Source organism: Roseibium sp. Sym1 (assembly GCF_027359675.1).
Taxonomy (GTDB): domain Bacteria; phylum Pseudomonadota; class Alphaproteobacteria; order Rhizobiales; family Stappiaceae; genus Roseibium.
Genome location: NZ_CP114786.1, coordinates 4,838,744 through 4,857,200, shown reverse-complemented (window position 1 = coordinate 4,857,200; position 18,457 = coordinate 4,838,744). Strand labels below are relative to the sequence as shown.

At 61.4% G+C, this 18,457-nt stretch carries 14 protein-coding genes; 5 read left to right on the top strand and 9 right to left on the bottom strand.

Annotated elements, in window-relative coordinates:
- Positions 1 to 182 precede the first annotated feature (182 nt).
- The 6 genes from O6760_RS22215 to tpiA all read right to left on the bottom strand — a co-directional run bounded on the left by O6760_RS22215 (position 183) and on the right by tpiA (position 8,542).
- Positions 183 to 3,329: an efflux RND transporter permease subunit gene (locus O6760_RS22215; RefSeq protein WP_269581861.1), complete on the bottom strand. Its 3,147-nt coding sequence runs from the start codon at positions 3,327 to 3,329 to the stop codon at positions 183 to 185.
- Entirely contained in the window at positions 3,330 to 4,493 is a 1,164-nt protein-coding gene (locus O6760_RS22210) for an efflux RND transporter periplasmic adaptor subunit (RefSeq protein WP_269581860.1), read from the bottom strand. It lies immediately after the preceding gene.
- A gap of 166 nt (positions 4,494 to 4,659) precedes the next feature.
- On the bottom strand, positions 4,660 to 5,511 hold the full coding sequence (locus O6760_RS22205) for a VOC family protein (protein ID WP_269581859.1): 852 nt from the start codon (positions 5,509 to 5,511) through the stop codon (positions 4,660 to 4,662).
- Positions 5,512 to 5,535: 24 nt separating this feature from the next.
- Positions 5,536 to 7,164, bottom strand: coding sequence for a CTP synthase (locus tag O6760_RS22200; protein WP_269581858.1), 1,629 nt, complete (start codon positions 7,162 to 7,164; stop codon positions 5,536 to 5,538).
- A 133-nt stretch (positions 7,165 to 7,297) separates the two neighbouring features.
- Positions 7,298 to 7,675, bottom strand: a complete 378-nt coding sequence (secG, locus tag O6760_RS22195) for a preprotein translocase subunit SecG (RefSeq protein ID WP_269581857.1) — start codon at positions 7,673 to 7,675, stop codon at positions 7,298 to 7,300.
- Positions 7,676 to 7,783: 108 nt separating this feature from the next.
- The gene (gene tpiA, locus O6760_RS22190; RefSeq protein WP_269581856.1) at positions 7,784 to 8,542 is read right to left on the bottom strand and encodes a triose-phosphate isomerase; all 759 of its coding nucleotides are present in this window, start codon (positions 8,540 to 8,542) and stop codon (positions 7,784 to 7,786) included.
- A 229-nt stretch (positions 8,543 to 8,771) separates the two neighbouring features.
- On the opposite strand from tpiA, the gene O6760_RS22185 reads away from it, so the two are divergent.
- From O6760_RS22185 to O6760_RS22165, 5 genes are read left to right on the top strand one after another with little or no spacing between them, the layout of a single operon-like run.
- On the top strand, positions 8,772 to 10,664 hold the full coding sequence (locus tag O6760_RS22185) for a SurA N-terminal domain-containing protein (RefSeq protein ID WP_269581855.1): 1,893 nt from the start codon (positions 8,772 to 8,774) through the stop codon (positions 10,662 to 10,664).
- A 23-nt stretch (positions 10,665 to 10,687) separates the two neighbouring features.
- Complete coding sequence (trpD, locus tag O6760_RS22180; protein ID WP_269581854.1) at positions 10,688 to 11,701, top strand: anthranilate phosphoribosyltransferase; 1,014 nt, start codon at positions 10,688 to 10,690, stop codon at positions 11,699 to 11,701.
- A 3-nt stretch (positions 11,702 to 11,704) separates the two neighbouring features.
- Positions 11,705 to 12,517: an indole-3-glycerol phosphate synthase TrpC gene (gene trpC / locus O6760_RS22175; RefSeq protein WP_269581853.1), complete on the top strand. Its 813-nt coding sequence runs from the start codon at positions 11,705 to 11,707 to the stop codon at positions 12,515 to 12,517.
- A gap of 7 nt (positions 12,518 to 12,524) precedes the next feature.
- Entirely contained in the window at positions 12,525 to 13,037 is a 513-nt protein-coding gene (moaC, locus tag O6760_RS22170) for a cyclic pyranopterin monophosphate synthase MoaC (protein ID WP_269581852.1), read from the top strand.
- Positions 13,037 to 14,242, top strand: a complete 1,206-nt coding sequence (locus tag O6760_RS22165; protein ID WP_269581851.1) for a molybdopterin molybdotransferase MoeA — start codon at positions 13,037 to 13,039, stop codon at positions 14,240 to 14,242. Before moaC ends, O6760_RS22165 begins: the two co-directional genes overlap by 1 nt.
- 18 nt (positions 14,243 to 14,260) lie before the next feature.
- On the opposite strand, the gene O6760_RS22160 is transcribed toward O6760_RS22165, so the two are convergent.
- The 3 genes from O6760_RS22160 to O6760_RS22150 form a co-directional block, all read right to left on the bottom strand.
- On the bottom strand, positions 14,261 to 15,592 hold the full coding sequence (locus O6760_RS22160) for an HlyD family type I secretion periplasmic adaptor subunit (protein WP_269581850.1): 1,332 nt from the start codon (positions 15,590 to 15,592) through the stop codon (positions 14,261 to 14,263).
- A 2-nt stretch (positions 15,593 to 15,594) separates the two neighbouring features.
- On the bottom strand, positions 15,595 to 17,340 hold the full coding sequence (locus O6760_RS22155) for a type I secretion system permease/ATPase (protein ID WP_269581849.1): 1,746 nt from the start codon (positions 17,338 to 17,340) through the stop codon (positions 15,595 to 15,597).
- 292 nt (positions 17,341 to 17,632) lie between these two features.
- Complete coding sequence (locus O6760_RS22150) at positions 17,633 to 18,433, bottom strand: FAD binding domain-containing protein (protein WP_269581848.1); 801 nt, start codon at positions 18,431 to 18,433, stop codon at positions 17,633 to 17,635.
- Positions 18,434 to 18,457: the final 24 nt, after the last annotated feature.

Here is an 18,457-nt window from a genome sequence, read left to right as displayed (position 1 = left end):
GCCCCGCGAATGACGGTCCATGTCGGCCGCGCCTGATCCAGCTCAGCATTTGGTGGTCGAAATCGCTGTCGTCCCATAGACTTGCAATGTCCAAAAAAACGAGGCGGCCCTTGCGAACCGCCCCGTCTGTTTGTTCTTGAGTATCTAACGGCCGGGTCAAGCCCAGCCGATTAGCCTGCGTCCTATTCCGCCGGAACCGCCGCGGCATCCTTCTTGCCGCCTCCGAGCCAGCCCTTGACCGTCTCGCGGGTCGCCTGCAGGCAGACATAGAGGATCGGGATCATCAGAACACCGATACAGGTGGCGAACAGCATGCCGCCGAAGACGGCAAAGCCGATGGCCTTCTGGCTGGCCGCGCCCGCGCTGGAGGCCGTCATCAGCGGCACCACCCCGAGCAGGAACGACAATGCGGTCATCATCACCGCTCGGAAACGCAGATGCCCGGCCTCCACGGCGGCATCCCGGATGGATTTGCCGCCGTCGCGCTGTTCCATGGCGAATTCCACGATCAGGATCGCGTTCTTGGCCCCCATGCCGACCAGCATGATCATCCCGATCTGCGTATAGAGATTGACATCGCCTCCCGTCACGAAGACGGCAACCAGAGCCCCCATGATCGCAAAGGACACCGACATCAGGATCGCGACCGGCATCGTCCAGCTCTCGTATTGCGCCACCAAAAACAGATAGGTGAACAGGATCGACAGGAGCAGGATGAACAGCACGATGTTGCCGGACCCGAGCTGCTGCAGGGCCGTGCCGGTCCACTCGTAGGTGTAGCCAGGCGGAAGCGCTTCCTGGGCCGCTGTCTGAACCTCGTTGATGACGACACCCGTGGACGCTCCCGGTGCCGGATCGGCCATCACGGCGGCGGACCGGAACATGTTGTAGCGCGTCAGGATTTGCGGGCCGAGCACGTTCTGTGTCGTCAGGATACTGCGCAGCGGCACCATGGTGCCGTCCGAAGAGCGGACATAGAGTTCGCCGATGTCCTCGATCTTGTCGCGATACTTGCCCTCGGCCTGGATCATGACCTTGTAGACACGGCCGAAAATGTTGAAGTCGTTGATATAGTAGGACCCCAGATAGGCCTGCAGCGTCGTGAAGACGTTGGAGACATCAATGCCGAGTGTCTTGGCCTTTTCGCGGTCAAGATCGACAAAGACCTGCGGCACGTTTGCCCGGAAGGTCGAATAGGCCCTGCCGATATCCGGGCTCTGGTTGGCCGAATAGACCATCGAGCCGACAGCCGACGCCAGGTCCTGAGGTGTTCCGTCGCTCTGCTGCAACATCATCTGAACGCCGCCCGTGGTGCCAAGCCCCGGAATCGGCGGTGGGTTGAAGGCGATGATGTTGGCTCCGGGGATCGTGGAGAATTCCGCCCAGAACTTGGCGAGGATCGCATCGATCCGCAGATCCGGAGCCTGGCGTTCGGACCAGTTGGACATGGTCGCGATCACGAGCGCCGCGTTGGAGGACGTGGCACCGTTCAGGATGGAATAGCCGTTAACGATGACGATGTCCTTCACGCCGGCAGTCTTCGACGCCAGATCGACCACTTGCGCGGTAACCTGCTCGGTCCTTCCGAGCGCGGCGCCGTCGGGCAGCTGTACGTCCACCATCAGATAGCCCTGGTCCTCCGATGGCAGGAAGCCCTGAGGCAGCGAGCTGCCGAGTGTCATGATGACGGCGATGGCGCCGCCGACCACGACGAGCCCGATAAAGGCCACCCTGACTAGGCGGCGGACGATCGCGGTGTAACCGTTGCGAACCCCCGTGATCCCCTTGTCGAACAGGCCCATGATCCCGCGCGGCGGACCGGAACGGGCCTTGAGGATCAGGCCGCACAGGGCCGGTGACAGGGTCAGGGCGTTGATCGAGGAAATCACCACGGAAATGGAGATCGTTGCCGCGAACTGGGAATAGAGCCTGCCCGTGATCCCCGGCATGAAGATCGTCGGCACAAACACGGCCAGCAGCACGAGGGTCGTCGCGATCACCGGACTGGTGATCTGCTCCATGGCCTTTGCCGTCGCTTCCTTGGGGGGCAGGCCTTCATCGGAAATGATGCGTTCCACGTTCTCGACGACAACAATGGCGTCATCGACGACGATGCCGATCGCCAGCACCAGGGCAAACAGCGAGATCGTGTTGAGCGTCATGCCGAGTGCAAGCAGAATGGCGAATGTACCGATCAGCGAAACGGGAATGGCAACGGTCGGAATGATCGTCGCACGCCAGTTTCCGAGAAAGACGAACACCACCGAGACCACAAGCAGGAAGGTCAGGAACAACGTGGTGACCACATCATCGAGCGATGCCTGCACGAAATCGGTGGTGTTGAAAGGCACCCCGTATTTCATGTCGTCCGGAAAGTTCTTGGACAGGGTTTCAAGACGCGCCAACACGTTCTGAGACACCTGGAGCGCATTGGCGCCCGGTGCCTGGTAGATGGCTAGCACCGTGGCGGGCTGACTGTTGTATTCACCGGAGGCGTTGTAGAACTGCGCACCGAGCTCGACCCGGGCCACGTCGCCGATCTTGACGACCGCGCCGTCCTCACCGGTCCTCAGCACAATCTGTTCGAACTCTTCCTTGCTCGACAGCCGGCCCTTGGCCTTGATCGTGTACTGGAACTGCTGCCCGTCCGGAACGGGTGGCGCACCGATCTGGCCGGCGGCCACCTGAATGTTCTGATCCTGAACGGCATTGATGAAATCCGTCGGTGTCATGCCCAGGCTGGTCAACCGGTCCGGATCCAGCCAGATCCGCATGCCATAGGCGAAATCGGTCATGACATCCGCGCGGCCGACTCCCTGAACACGCGCAAGCGGATCCTTCAGGTTGATCGAGGCGTAGTTGGACAGGAACACCGGATCATAGGTGCCGTTCGGCGAATAGAGCGTGACCACAAGCAGCATGTTGGTGCTGGCCTTCTGGACAGTCACGCCATTGCTTGTCACGACGCTCGGCAACTGGCTGGTTGCCTGGCTGACGCGGTTCTGCGTGTTGACCGTGGCGATGTCCGGGTCAGTTCCGACCGAGAAAGTCACGTTCAGGGAATAATTGCCGCTGTCGTTGCTGGTCGACTGCATGTAGATCATGTCGTCGACACCGTTGACCTGGCCTTCGATCGGCGCGGCAACGGTTTCCTCGAGAACCTCGGCGTTCGCGCCTGTATAGGTCGCAGAGACGTTCACCACGGGCGGCGTGATGTTGGGGAACTGCTCGACCGGCAAAGCCACATAGCCGAGGATCCCGGCAATGGTAATCACAATGGAAATGACCAGCGCGAATTTCGGCCGGTAGATAAAAAAGCTTGAAAACATTTAGCTTTTCTCCGCCGGCTTGGAAGCAAGAACCGGGTCCACCTCGACGCCCGGGCGTACTTTCTGCAGCCCCTCGACAATGACTTCCGTGCCTTCATCCAGGCCCTTGTTGACGACAAAATTCGTGTCGATCTGCTGGCCGAGTTCAACGTAAGTCTGCTGCACCTTCTTGTCGGCGGTAACGGACAGCGCAAAGGCACCCTGCTGATCGCGCTGAATGGCAGCCTGGGGCACGACCAGGGCAGTTTCCGTTTGCGGAGCCTCGAGCACGACCGTCACATAGGTGCCCGACAACAGCTTCGTGTCGCTGTTTGCGAACTGGCCGCGGAAGGAAATGGTCCCGGTGGTCGCGTCCACCTGGTTGTCGATATAGACGATCTTTCCCTTTTCGCCGTAGGTCTGGCCATTCGGCAGAACCAGGCTGATGTCGGGCGATTCATCCGCCGAGATGTCCGCCGGATTGAGCCCGTGCGTTTTCACCGCATTGAGATACTGGGCCTCGCTGACGGAAAAATTGACATAGACCGGTGCAAGTCTGATCAACTTTGCCAGGGCGTCGGTGGTCGGACCGACAACTTCTCCCACACTATAGGTGGTCTTGCCGATCTGCCCCGGAAACGGAGCCTTGACATCGGTGTAGCTGAGGTTGAGTTCCGCCTGCTGCAACCCTGATTGCGCGGCTTCAACCGACGCCTCGGCCTGTTGCTTCTGTGCCAGCGTCGCCTCGTATGCGGCTTCGGACACGTGTCCCTTTTCGAGCAGGTCCTTGTCGCGCTTCTCGTCGGCGGCTTTCAGCGCGGCATCGGCCTTGGCGCTGGCAAGATCGGCCTTGGCCTTGGTCAGCGCCGCCTGATACTGGGCCTTCTCGATCGTGAAAAGCAGGTCGTCCTTCTTGACGATCGACCCGTCCGGGACGGCCTTCTCTTCCAGGAACCCGCTCACGCGGGCAACGAGGTCGACCTGATCGACGGCCGCAATCTGGCCAACGAAACGGGCGCTCTGGCGAATGTCCTGCTTGACCACTTTCGCAACGGAGACAGATGGCGGCGGTGCTGCGGGCGCGGCCTGCTTCTTGCTGTCGTCGGAACAACCGACCAGCAGAGCCGACGTCACCACAGCAAGCGCAAAGGATCGGGAAAAAGGGGAAAAACGAACAAAGGGCATCTAGAAACTCCGCAGGCAGACCGCCGGGTCGAGGCATGTGGCCGGAGTTCACTATAAAAGGACTTGGTGATTCAACAAGGGAAGATTGCAGGCACGCACGCTGCGCGAAAAGAAAAATTCCTCAGCGTTTTCAATTCGTGTAGACGGCACAACTGACTTTCGGCAGTCATGCCGTCCCGTGCGGGGCGCTGCCCTGGGCGGCAGGCGAGAGGATCAAGGTCAGGCCAAAAAGCTCGGAGGCACGCACGACGCTGCGTTCCTCAAGTCCCTCGCAGGCAATCTCCAATGCCGCGATCTGCGGCAAAGCGCCGATCACTTCGCTCATGGCGTTCGAACCGGCAAGCGCCTCGTACGCGAGCGGGTTCAGAACGACGATCTTTCCCCGCGCGGTGGTCACTTCAAGACCCAGGCTCGTTGCCCGCATTTCCCGCTGCCCGGCGAACCCGCCAAGAAACTCATGATGGTCGGAAGGGTCTTCGGCGACCAGGTATACGGCCCTGGGGCCGGTTGCCCCGTTTGCATGGCTCTGGAACTCGGGTTTCCAGAAATTTTCCGGATACCTGTTGTAACACGTGAAGTAGCCGATTCCCGGGCTGAGGGGATCGCCTACAATGGTCAGGTCGAAACCGACCTTTGCGGTCGTCCCGTCGGCAAGGTTGGCAACGCGTTCGAAGGAAAACGGTTCATAGATCCTCAAACCGGCCTTTTCGAAATCGGCACGATCAAGATCCGGCCCGGCGCTGTCGAGAACCAGCATGCTGGCCCCTTCCCGCTTCGCCAGGAAATCCCGGTTGAAAGCACCGAAGGAAAACGTGTCGCCGGATGCTTCCGGGATTTTGTCCGGCTCCGCCACGGTCAGCAGTTCGATGAAAAAGCCGTCCAGCTGTACAAGCCGGTTTGCCGTTCCCCAGGAATGCCGGTTTTCGGGCGTGACGGTAAAGCCAAGCGCGGAATAGGCCTTGGCCGCCGCGTCAAGATCCTTCACCGCAACGACGAGGTGATCAAGTCCGCGCAGCATGGACAATCCTTTGTTAGAGCGACTTTATACCAGACGGCTCTGTTGTACGGCGGCACCGATGAAGGACGCAAACAGCGGATGCGGTTCAAATGGCCGGGATTTGAGTTCCGGGTGATATTGCACGCCGACGAACCAGGGATGACCGGCGATCTCCACAGTTTCCGGAAGAACCCCGTCCGGGGACGTGCCGGCGAAAATCAGGCCGCATTTTTCGAGTTCTTCCCGATAACCGATATTGACCTCATAACGGTGCCGGTGACGTTCCGAGACACTGGTCGCGCCATAGATTTCGGCAATCTTTGACCCGGGCTTGAGGGCCGCCGGATAGGCGCCGAGGCGCATGGTACCGCCGAGATCGCCGTCCTCGCCGCGCACTTCCTTTTCGTTGCCCTTGGTCCATTCCGTCATCAGGCCGACCACCGGCTCCTTGGCCGGGCCGAATTCCGTTGAGCTGGCTTCAGAAATACCGGCGAGGTTACGCGCCGCTTCCAGAACAGCCATCTGCATGCCGAAACAGATGCCGAAATACGGAATGTTCCGGGTCCGGGCAAAATGCGCCGCCGCGATCTTGCCTTCCGCACCGCGCTCACCGAATCCGCCGGGCACCAGAATGCCATGCACGCCTTCCAGATAGGGACTGGGGTCCTCTTTCTCGAAGGTTTCCGATTCGATCCATTCGAAGTCCACCTTGACCCGGTTGGCGATCCCGCCGTGAACCAGCGCCTCGATCAGGGACTTATAGGCGTCCTTTAGGACGGTGTACTTGCCGACAATGGCGATCTTGACCTCGCCTTCAGGATTGGCCACCGCTTCGGAGATGCCTTGCCAACGGTCGAGAACCGGAGCCGGAGCCGCCTTGATGCCGAACGCTGCCAGGACTTCGTCGTCCAGGCCTTCCTTGTGATAGGCAATCGGCACGTCGTAGATCGACTTGACGTCATAGGCCGGGATGACCGCGCCCTCGCGCACGTTGCAGAACAGCGACAGTTTGCGTCTTTCCGTTTCCGGAATCGGCCGGTCGCAACGGATCATCAGAATATCCGGCTGGATACCGATTGACCGCAGCTCCTTGACGGAGTGCTGCGTCGGCTTGGTCTTCATCTCGCCGGCACTCGGAATATACGGCATCAGGGTCAGATGCACATAGACCACATCGCCGCGCGGAAGATCGTTGCCAAGCTGGCGGATCGCCTCGAAGAACGGCAACCCCTCGATATCGCCGACCGTTCCGCCGATCTCGACCAGAACGAAGTCATAGCCGTCATTGCCGTCGATCACGAAATTCTTGATCGCGTCGGTGACATGGGGAATGACCTGAACGGTGCCGCCGAGATAGTCTCCGCGCCGTTCCTTGGCAATGATGTCCTGATAGATCCGACCTGTGGTGATGTTGTCCTGCTGATTGGCAGGACGGCCGGTGAACCGCTCATAGTGACCGAGGTCGAGATCGGTTTCCGCGCCATCATCGGTCACAAAACACTCACCATGCTGATACGGGCTCATCGTGCCCGGATCGACATTGAGATAAGGGTCGAGTTTGCGGAGACGGACCTTGTACCCCCGCGCCTGGAGCAAAGCGCCCAGTGCCGCTGAAGCAAGACCTTTTCCAAGCGAGGAAACCACGCCGCCAGTGATGAAAATATATCGCGCCATGGACCAATACCATATCCTTGCCGAGGGCATCTTGGCCACTCGGGAGTTGCGTTCTCAACACATAAAAATGCCCTGCGAAATCAGCCGCAGGGCATATGTCAGGTGAATGGGCCGAACGGCCCGTGTGGCCGCCTTACTGCGCGGCCGGGACCTGGGGTCCGGAGGGTTCCTGAGGCTTCAGCGAATCGAGGATGCCGCCGGAGCCGCCTTCTGCCGGGGTTCCGGCCGGCGTGGTCGCCCCATCGGTTGCGGCAGGCGCCGCGTCGAGGATCGATCCGGGACGGTCCTGATTCTTCGCGATCAGGCTGAGTGCCAGCGATGTCACGAAAAAAGCAACCGCGAGAATGGCCGTCGCGCGGGTCAGGATGTTTGCCGTGCCTCGGCTGGACATGAGGCCACCGCCTCCGCCGCCGCCAATGCCGAGCGCGCCGCCTTCGGAACGCTGCAGGAGGACAACAAGCACCAGGGCCAGCACGACCATCAGGTGGATTACGATGACTACGGTTTCCATCGAACGCCATTCTGTAATGAATTCAAGATTGGCGGCCTTCTACACCAGACGCCGCCCGCTTTCCACCCTTCAATTGCGCCTTCGCAACAGAACCTTCAAGGACACCGCTCACGAATAGGCGTCCAATATCCCGAGGAAGTCGTCCGCCTTGAGGCTGGCGCCGCCCACGAGCGCGCCGTTTACATTGGCAACCGCCATGAGTTCCGCGGCATTGGCCGGCTTGACGGATCCGCCGTACAAAAGGCGCATGGCCGCCCCTTCCGCGCCGAAGCGGGCTTCCAGATTGTCCCGCATGGCCTTGTGCATTTCCTCTACATCAGCCGCGGTCGGCGTCAGACCGGTTCCGATCGCCCACACAGGTTCATAGGCGATCACGGTGTTTTCAGCCGTCGCACCGTCCGGAACGGATCCGTTCAGCTGGCGCGCGACCACCTCGATCGCCTGTCCGGCCTTGCGTTCCGCCTCCGTTTCTCCGACGCACACGATGGCAACAAGACCGGCACGCCAGGCGGCCTGCGTCTTGGCATTCACATCGGCATCGCTTTCACCATGATCGGTGCGCCGTTCCGAATGACCGGTAATCACCGCATCGGCACCGGCGTCGGCCAGCATCTCCGCAGAAATATCACCGGTATGGGCACCGGAGACCGCAGCATGGCAATCCTGGCCGCCAACGGACATCGCGCCACTCCCGGCCCTTTCGGCCAGCGCCGAAATCAGGGTGGCCGGTGCGCAGATCATGGTGTCTACAGCGTCCGCCAGATCATCGGAGATCCCGGCAATCATCTTGTAGAATTCCGCCTGGTTGGATTTGAGGCCGTTCATTTTCCAGTTTCCGGCCACCAGCGGCTTGATCCTAGCGCTCATATTCGGTGTCTCCCGCAGCAATTTTCATCAGTCGCCGCCTATAGAGCAGATGCGCCGATACCTTGCAATCTTCCAGAAAGCGGGAAAACACATTTCGTACTGGAACTTTGTCAATGCCTGCCTTGCGGCCTGGGCGCCTCGTCTTTATGATCCGCCCGCTCCGGCCAGGGCCGGGCCTCGGGTCAGCCTGTCCAACGGCTGCGGGAATGAAAAGAATACGGGAGACGTCATGCTTGACGCGCTGCGCAAGGGCGCTGGCACCTGGGTTGCCAAACTGTTTATCGCCCTGTTGATCTTGAGCTTCGCCGTCTGGGGCGTTAGCGGCTTTCTTACCGGCGTCGGGCAAAACACCGCGGCCAAGGTTGGCGATACGGAGGTCACGCTTGTCGATCTTGACCGGACCTACCGTCAGGACCTCAACCGCTTCAGCCAGCAGTTCGGCCGCCCGCTGACCCCGGCCGAGGGAGCTGCGCTCGGTATTCCGCAACAGACGCTCGGCAAACTCATCGCCGAGGCGGCCCTGAACGACACCGCCAGGGCCATGCAACTCGGCGTCTCCGATGTCCGGCTTGCCCAGATCATCCAGAGCGATTCGGCGTTCCAGGGCGTCGGCGGACGCTATGACAAGAATCGTCTGCAGCAGGTCCTGCAGGCAAATGGTTACCGGGAAGACGAATATGTGGTCGAGCGCCGCAAGGTCGCCGAACGCGGCCAGCTGGCGGAGGGCCTTACCGGTGGCATGAAGGCGCCGTCTGCCTATCTGCAGGCTTTTGATGCCTATCAGCGCGAAAGCCGTTCCGTAGACTACATGCTGATCACACCGGAATATATCGGTGAAATCGAAGCACCGGCCGAAGACGTGCTGACCAGCTATTTCGATGAGAAACTGGCGGATTTCCGTGCACCGGAATACCGTACGATCAGGTATGTGGAACTGACACCGGCCAGCCTTGCCCGTCCTGAGGACATCGCTGAAGCCGATGCCCGCGCGGAATACGATCGTCGCATGGAAGATTTCTTCCAGCCGGAACGCCGCAAGGTCCGCCAGATGTCTTTCCCGTCCGAGGACGCGGCCAGCGAAGCCGCGGCGGCGCTCGCCGAAGGCAAGTCTTTCGACGACCTGATGGCCGAGCGCAACCTGTCGAGCAACGACGTGGAGCTCGGCATCATGGCCAAGGCGGACTTCCTGGACGAAGCGATCGGCGACGCTGCCTTTTCCCTAGAGGAAGGTGCGACCAGCGGCACCGTCGACGGCCGCTTCTCGACGGTCATCGTCAATGTCGAGGAAATCCTGCCGGAAAGCACCCGTCCTTTCGAAGAGGTCAGGGACCAGCTCGTCGAAGATCTTGCCAAGGAACAGGCCGAACGGGAAATTCTTGATCTTCTCGACGAGATCGAAGATGCCCGCGCCGGCGGTGCTCTGCTCGAAGAAGTCGGCGAACGCTTCTCTCTCAAGGTGGAAACACCGGCGGCTTTTGACGCCTCCGGCAACGGTATAGACGGTCAAGCGGTCAACCTGCCCGACGCAGAAGGCCTCGTGGGTGAAACCTTCGAAAGCGATATCGGCATCGAGAACGACGTCCTTCAGGTGGGCGACCAGGGTTTCCTCTGGTTTGAAGTTGCCGACGTTACCCCTGCCCGCGACCGGACGCTGGACGAGGTTCGCGAAAAGGTGATCGAAGCCTGGAAGAAGGACGAGCTCGACAAGCGGCTTTCCGACGCTGCCGCCGATCTTCTCGCCAAGGTTCAAAACGGCACGCCGTTCATGGCGCTGGCGATCGAGACCGGGCTTGAGGTGAAAAACGCCCAGGGACTGACCCGGAACACGCCGTCCGGAGATCTCGGACGGGACGCCCTCGCCGCAATCTTCGGCGGCCCCGTCGGCACTGCTGCCGAAGCGGGGACGGAAAGCGGAGGCAACCGGCTCGTCCTGAAAGTCACCGAATCTTCCGTGCCTGATTTCGATCCATCCGCACAACAGGTGGCGGCACTGGGCACTCAGGTCTCCCAGCAACTCCAGGACACATTGCTCGGCCAGTTTATCACTGACCAGGAAGACAAGGCGGGCGTCACCGTCAACAACGCCGGCGTCAGCCAGGTCCTCGGACTGGACAGAAACTGATCTGAATTGGGTGGGATGACGACATGAGCACATTCAAGGACCTCATTGCCAAGGTTGCGGACGGTCATGCCTTGAGCCCTGAGGAAGCCCGGGACGCGTTCGAGGTGATCCTGTCCGGGTCCGCCACGCCCTCACAGCTTGGCGGCTTCCTGATGGCCCTGCGTGTCCGGGGTGAAAGCATTGCCGAAGTCACCGGTGCGGTTGCCACCATGCGTGCGAAGATGCTGCCGGTGAAGGCACCGGCCGGTGCCATGGATATCGTTGGCACGGGTGGCGACAATTCCGGCAGCTACAACATCTCCACCTGTACCTCGATCGTGGTCGCGAGCTGCGGTGTCCCCGTGGCCAAGCACGGCAACCGTTCGCTGTCCTCGAAGTCCGGTGCCTCGGAAGCCCTGGCGGAACTCGGGGTCAATATCGACATCGGGCCGGAGCAGATTGCCGAATGCATCCGCAAGGCCAACATCGGTTTCATGTTCGCTCCGCTCCATCACGCGGCGATGAAACATGTCGGTCCGACCCGGATGGAACTGGGCACCAGGACGATCTTCAACCTGCTTGGCCCCCTTTCCAATCCTGCCAGCGTGAAGCGGCAGATGGTCGGCGTTTTTGCCCGCCAATGGGTCGAACCGGTCGCCGAGGCGCTCAAGGAACTCGGATCCGAGCGCGCCTGGGTGGCGCATGGGTCCGACGGCATGGACGAGATAACAACCACCGGCACGACCTATGTGACCGAACTGAAGGACGGTTCTCTTCGCTCCTTCGAGATTTCTCCCGAGGATGTCGGCCTTCCCATCGCCGATCCGAAGGATCTGAAAGGTGGCCTGCCATCTGAAAATGCCCGGGCATTGCGCGAGGTTCTGGCCGGGGCGAAGAACGCCTATCGTGATATTGTCCTGTTCAACGCCGCCGCTTCGCTGATGATCGCGGACAAGGTGACCAGTCTGAAGGACGGCGTCGATATGGCCGCGAACTCCATTGACAACGGCTCGGCTGCGGACACACTTGAAAAGCTGGTCGCAGCTTCGAACGGATAAGACATGGCCGACATTCTCCAGAAAATCGAAGCCTACAAGCGCGAGGAAATCGCCGCCGCCAAATCGGCGGTGCCGCTCGGCGAGCTCAAGGCCCGGATCGAGGATGTCGCGCAACCCCGCGGGTTTCGCAGGGCCATCGAGGCCAAACACGCTGCCGGTGACTATGCGCTTATCGCGGAAATCAAGAAGGCGAGCCCGTCCAAGGGCCTGATCCGCGAGGACTTCGACCCGCCTCTTCTGGCCAAGGCCTATGAAGAAGGCGGTGCCGCCTGTCTTTCGGTTCTGACCGACACGCCTTCCTTCCAGGGCAAGCCGGACTATCTGACTGCGGCCCGTGCTGCCGTGAGCCTGCCTGCTCTGCGCAAGGATTTCCTCTATGACCCGTACCAGGTCTTCGAGGCGCGCGCCTGGGGCGGGGACTGTATCCTGATCATTCTGGCCGCGGTCGACGACGACACCGCCAAGGGTCTTGAGGACACAGCCTTCGAACTCGGCATGGACGTGCTTCTGGAAGTGCATGACGGCGAGGAACTCGACCGGGCTCTCAAGCTCTCCTCACCTCTTCTCGGGATCAACAACCGCAATCTCAAGACCTTCGAAACGAAACTGGAAACCAGCGAGGAGCTGGCGCCCCGCATCCCGGATGACCGGATATCCGTTGGCGAATCCGGCCTGTTTACGCCTGCCGATCTGGCACGGATGAACAAGGTCGGGATATCGACCTTCCTGATCGGCGAGAGCCTCATGCGCCAGGACGATGTCGCCACCGCCACGCGGTCGCTGCTGGCGCGCCCGCCCTTGTCTCAGGCGGTCTAGGACAGGCATGGGCGAGCAAACCCCTAAACTGACGCATCTGGACGAAGCCGGCGCCGCCAACATGGTGGACGTCTCGGCAAAGGACGTCACCCACAGGATTGCCGTCGCCCGGGGCACCGTCACCATGCGGGCGGAGACGCTGGAACTGATCCGCTCCGGCAATGCCAAGAAAGGCGACGTTGTCGGCACGGCGCGTATCGCCGGGATCCTTGCGGCGAAGAAGACACACGAGCTGATCCCGCTTTGTCATCCGTTGATGCTGTCGAAGGTGACGGTCGACATCGAGGCGGACGAAAGCCTGCCCGGTCTCGTGGTCACCGCCACGACCAAGGTCAGCGGCCAGACGGGGGTGGAAATGGAAGCACTGACAGCCTGCTCCCTTGCCTGCCTGACCATCTATGACATGGCCAAGGCGGTCGACCGCGGCATGGTCATCGGTGACATACGCCTTCTGGAGAAGGCCGGCGGCAAGTCGGGTCACTGGACGATTGAAAATGACGGCAGCCAGGGCGGAACCTGATGAGCCTGATGCCCGTTTCCGAAGCGCTACAGAAACTCCTTGCGGACGTCGTTCCAACAGAGACCGAACATGTGCCGCTGGCACAGGCGAATGGCCGCATCCTGTCGCAGCCGCTTGCCTCGACCCGGACCCAGCCTCCCTTTGCCGCTTCCGCCATGGACGGCTATGCCATCCGGCACGCGGACCTGAGTGACGGTGTCACCACGCTGGAAGTGATCGGCGAAGCCCCTGCGGGTCACGGCTTTTCGGGCTCTGTATCCGAGGGCCAGACCGTACGCATCTTCACCGGCGCGCCGGTGCCGGATGGCGCCGACACGATCCTGATCCAGGAAGACGCCAAGCGCGACGGTGACCGGATCACCGTGCTGGAGCGGCCCGCACCAGGCGCTTTCGTGCGTCCTGCGGGACTCGATTTTTCGGAAGGTGACGTGCTGCTGGCCCCTCCGCTCAGGCTGGCATATCGACACCTGGCTCTCGCCGCCGCCATGAATCATGCGCAGCTGCCCGTCCACAGGCGTCCCGTGGTGGCGATTCTGGCCACAGGGGACGAACTCGTCCGGCCAGGCACCGAACCCGGTCCGGATCAGATCATTGCCTCCAATCACGCCGGCATTGCCGCGCTGGTCGAGGACTGCGGCGGCGAACCGCTGGATCTCGGAATTTCGCCGGACGACCCGGTGGTCCTGGCCAAACATGTGCGCAACGCCATTACGGCCAACGCCGACATCCTGGTCACCCTGGGCGGTGCGTCCGTCGGTGATCACGACATCGTCCAGGACGTCCTTGGACAGGAGGGCATGGATCTCGCCTTCTGGCGCATCGCCATGCGGCCCGGCAAGCCGCTCATGGCGGGCCGGCTCGGCCGGACCAAGGTGCTGGGCCTGCCTGGCAACCCGGTCTCCAGCCTGGTCTGCGGCCTCTTGTTCCTGAAACCGCTGATCGGCAGGATGCTCGCGCAGGACGTCGAGACGGATGGTGCCCACATGGCGGTTCTGTCCGCGCCGCTGCCGCAGAACGACCGCCGTCAGGATTACGTCCGGGCGACCTTGTCGGAAGATGCCGAAGGGCGCCTGCACGTCACGCCATTTGGCCGTCAGGACAGTTCGATGCTGAACCTTCTCGCCCGTTCCGGCGCCCTGATCATCCGGCCTCCACACGCCCCCGCCGTTGACGCGGGCACGGATGTTCCCGTCCTGATCCTGTGAACCGCATGCCGCCGGCTGTCAGCGCTCCCTGAGCGCATGGGCAATCTGGTCGGTGACGGGTTTGACCAGATAACTCAGTACGGTCCGGTCCCCCGTTTGCAGAAATGTCTCCACGGGCATGCCGGGAACAAGTGCCTTGTCCCCAAGCTTGGCAAGTTCCTCTTCGGCGATCACCAGCCTTGCCACGTAGTAGCTGTTGCCTGTCCGTTCGTCCTCGTTGAGATCGGCAGAGACCGTCAGGAGTTCGGCATTCAATTCCGGCGTCGTGCGCTGGTCGAAACTCGGAAAGCGGACGCGCGCTCTTTGCCCCGGGGACATCTGGTCGATATCGACCGGTCGCACCTGGGCCTCGACAATCAGCTGGTCCTCCCGCGGCACGATCTGCATGACCGTTTCCCCCGGAGCTATGACACCTCCGATCGTGTGAACGGACAAGTTGTGCACATAGCCGTTGCGAGAGGCCAGGATATCGACCCTGGTCAGCTCGTCCTCCGCGGCAATTTTCTGTTCTTCGAGCTGGGCGATGCGCGAACGTACTTCCTGCAACTGCTCCAGAACCTCGGCGCGATAGGATTCCTCGATCTGCAGGATCTGGATCCTGCGCTCGCTGATGGCTTCCCGGGTCCTTGCGATCTGCGCAATCAGGTCGCCATATTCACCAGACAGCCGCGCCTTTTCCCGCTTGAGTGCCGTGACGCGGCTCTTGGAAACAAGCTGCTTGTTCAACAGTCCGCCAAGATCCGCCAGTTCCTCCTCGATCAGTTCGATTTCGGAATCCTTGGCTTCGACCTGTGCTTCCAGCCCCTGCGTCTGCCGGTCGAACTGGCGAATCTGCTCCTCGAGCTGGTTCTTGCGGCCTTCCTTGGAGTTGCGGCGCGCATCGAGCAACAATTGCTGGCCGCGTTCGATATCGCCCAGCTGAGCCTTGCGGTTTTCCGGCCATTCGATATTACTCAAGTCGTCGCGTTCGGCTTCGAGCCGGAGCTCCTGCGCCGTCAGCTCCGTCAACTGCTTGGTAATCACGGAGAGGTTGGCCCGGGTAACCGTGTCGTCCAGGCTGATCAGGAGATCGCCGGCTTCAACGACATCTCCGTCCTTCACCCGAATATCGCGCACGATGCCGCCTTCCCGGTGCTGGACGAGCTTGGTGCTGGTTTCCACCACGATCGTGCCGGAGGAAACGACGGCCCCGGAAATCTCCGTGAAGGTTGCCCAGCCACCGATGCCGCCAACCACCACCAAAGCAGTGAAAAGCGCGAACAGGAGATGATTGCGCACGGTCTTGCGGAGCTCCTGATCGGTGTCCGTAACCTGGTTCTTTCCCGTCTCATTGCCATTGCTTGCTGACATGGTCACCGTCCCGTTCCGACGACGGCACGTTGCTGCTGTACCGGCTGCACCACTTGCCTGAGCACTTCTTCCTTCGGTCCGAAGCCCGCCATCCTGCCTTCCTTGAGGCACAGGATCTTGTCCACCGTGGCAATCGCACTTGGCCGGTGCGCGATGATCACCACGATCGATCCCTTTTCGCGCATCGCCTTGATGGCGTTGGTCAACGCACCTTCCCCTTCCGCATCCAGGTTCGAATTCGGCTCATCGAGCACAACCAGGAACGGATTTCCATAGAGCGCCCTGGCCAGGGCGATGCGCTGCCGTTGACCGGCGGACAACAACCGTCCGGAGCGGCCGATCACCGTGTTGTAACCCTCCGGCAGACCGACGATCAGGTCATGCACATCTGCAAGTTTTGCCGCCTCGATGATCAGGTCGGGCGAAGCCCCGGGACTGAAACGCGCGATGTTGTCGGCAATTGTCCCGTCAAACAACTGCAGGTCCTGCGGCAGATATCCGATGAACTCACCGCGCCTGCCACTGGGCCACTGGCCGAGTTCGGCGCCGTCGTAGCGAATGACGCCCTTGAGGGTCGGCGCAGCGCCGACAAGAGCGCGCGCAAAGGTCGACTTGCCTGAGCCGGACGGACCGATTATGCCCAGACCGTCGCCCGCCTTCAGGTCGAGCGAAACGTTCTGCACATAAGGCATGGCTTCTCCGAACGGGCCGCAAAACACCTGTTCGACGGTTATCGATTCCTTCGGCAGCGGCAGATCCATCTTTTCCGGCTCCGCCTCAGCCACCTGCAGGACTTCACGCAGACGCTTGAGAGCCTGCCGGCTGGCGACGAAACCGCGCCACTGCGCAACCGCCTGTTCGATCGGGGCCAATGCGCGCGAGGTCATGATCGATGCGGCGATCATCACGCCCGGGGTGATTTCCTGTTGAATGGCAAGCCAGGCGCCGACCCCGAGAATAGCCGATTGCAGGACAAACCGGATGGTCTTGATCGCCGTTCCGAACAGGCCGGTCCGGTCCGCGGCCTTGCGCTGGGTTGCCAGATAGTCGCCGTTTTGCGCGTTCCATTTTCCGGTCAGCGCATCCTGCATGCCCATGGCGGTCAGCACTTCGGAATTTTGCTGCCCCATTTCGATGTCAGCGGACCGTCGTCCTGCATGTCCCGCCGCCTCTTCGGCCGGACCGCGCGACATGATTTCATTCAGGCCGATCAGGACCGAGATGATCACCGCGCCACCAAGCCCGACGATACCGAGCAAGGGGTGGAACAGGAAAACAATGCCCAGGTAAAGCGGCAACCAGGGAATATCGAAAATGGCCGCCGGCCCGGGACCGGACAAAAACTGGCGCACCGTGTCCAGATCCTGAACGGGCCGCAACCGTGCCGCTTTCCGCCCGAGACGAACCGGAAGATTGTTCGAGACCCGGTAAACGATTCCCGACAGTCTGGCATCGACGCGCTGGCCGAGACGGGCCAGAAGACGGCCCCGCACTCCTTCCAGCACCCCGTAAAATGCATATAGGACCACTGCGAGCGATCCGATCGCCACAAGCGTCGGTACGGATCCGCTCGCCAGAACCCGGTCATAGACCTGCAGCATGAAGACAGGGCCGGTAAGCATCAGCACGTTGATGACAAAACTGACGACCGCAACACCCCAGAAAGCGGTGCGCACGGGCCGGAACGCCATGGATACCGGATTGGCGCTTTGTCCGCCTCTTGCAGTCTGTTGTTTCGTTCCAGCCATCGGCCCCTCGTCGATCCCTATGTGGCGTGTGTCGTCCAGCAATACCCTGCCGCGGCCCGAGCGCATGTGCCACCAGTCACAAAAGCTGCTTTCTCAGTCTACCTGTACCGGGATTGCGGCAAAATTGCCAATGACCCGTTCCCGGGTGGCGGACGTCCGCAGTGTCCCGATCTGCCGTCGCCTGCCGATAGCCTGTGAACCGGGTTTGTTCCTGAAAGTCGTGACGGCAATCCATCAAAAAGAACCCGGCCGGAAGCCGGCCGGGTTCAAGCTGTCATACATGTGTTGCCGGTCAACCGGCCGCGGCAACTGCGCGTTTTGCCATGACGGTCACAAGGTTTGCCCTGTAGGCCGCAGATCCATGCAGGTCGGAGAGGAGATCGCCCGCGTCGGGGGCGATGCCGGCGACGGCCTCGGGTGCGAAATTACCCGCCAGAGCGCTTTCCATTGCCTGCATGCGGAAGACGCCGTCCTGTCCGGCGCCGGTCACTGCCACCTTTACGCTGCCGTCCTTGCCTTTCGCCACGAACACACCCGCCATGGCGTAGCGCGACGCAGGATTGGGGTACTTGGCATAGGCACTGGCCGCCGCGCCCGGGAACTTCACAGACACGACCACTTCATCATCCTCCAGCGCCGTCTCGAACATGCCGGTGAAGAAATCTTCCGCGGCAAGTTCGCGCTTGCTGGTGACAACCGTCGCCCCGAGCGCAACAAGGGCGGCCGGGTAGTCGGCTGCCGGATCGTTGTTTGCAATCGAGCCCCCGATGGTTCCCATGTGGCGAACGGCAGGATCGCCGATGCCCCCGGCCAGTGATGCAAGCCCAGGCAGCGTCTGCTTGACAAGGTCGGACGAGGCAACCTCGGCATGCGTTGTCGCGGCACCGATGGCGACGCCGTCGCCGTCGGCACAGATGCCCTTCATTTCGGCTATTTTCGTGACATCGACCAGGTCGGACGGCGCGGCAAGCCGCTGTTTCATGGTCGGCAGCAGCGTCTGTCCGCCGCCCAGGAACTTGCCGTCTTCAGCGTTTGCCATCAGCGTCGCGGCCTCGGCCACGGATCCCGCCTTGCGATAAGTCGTTTCATACATGTTGGGTCTCCCCGCAAAAAGAAC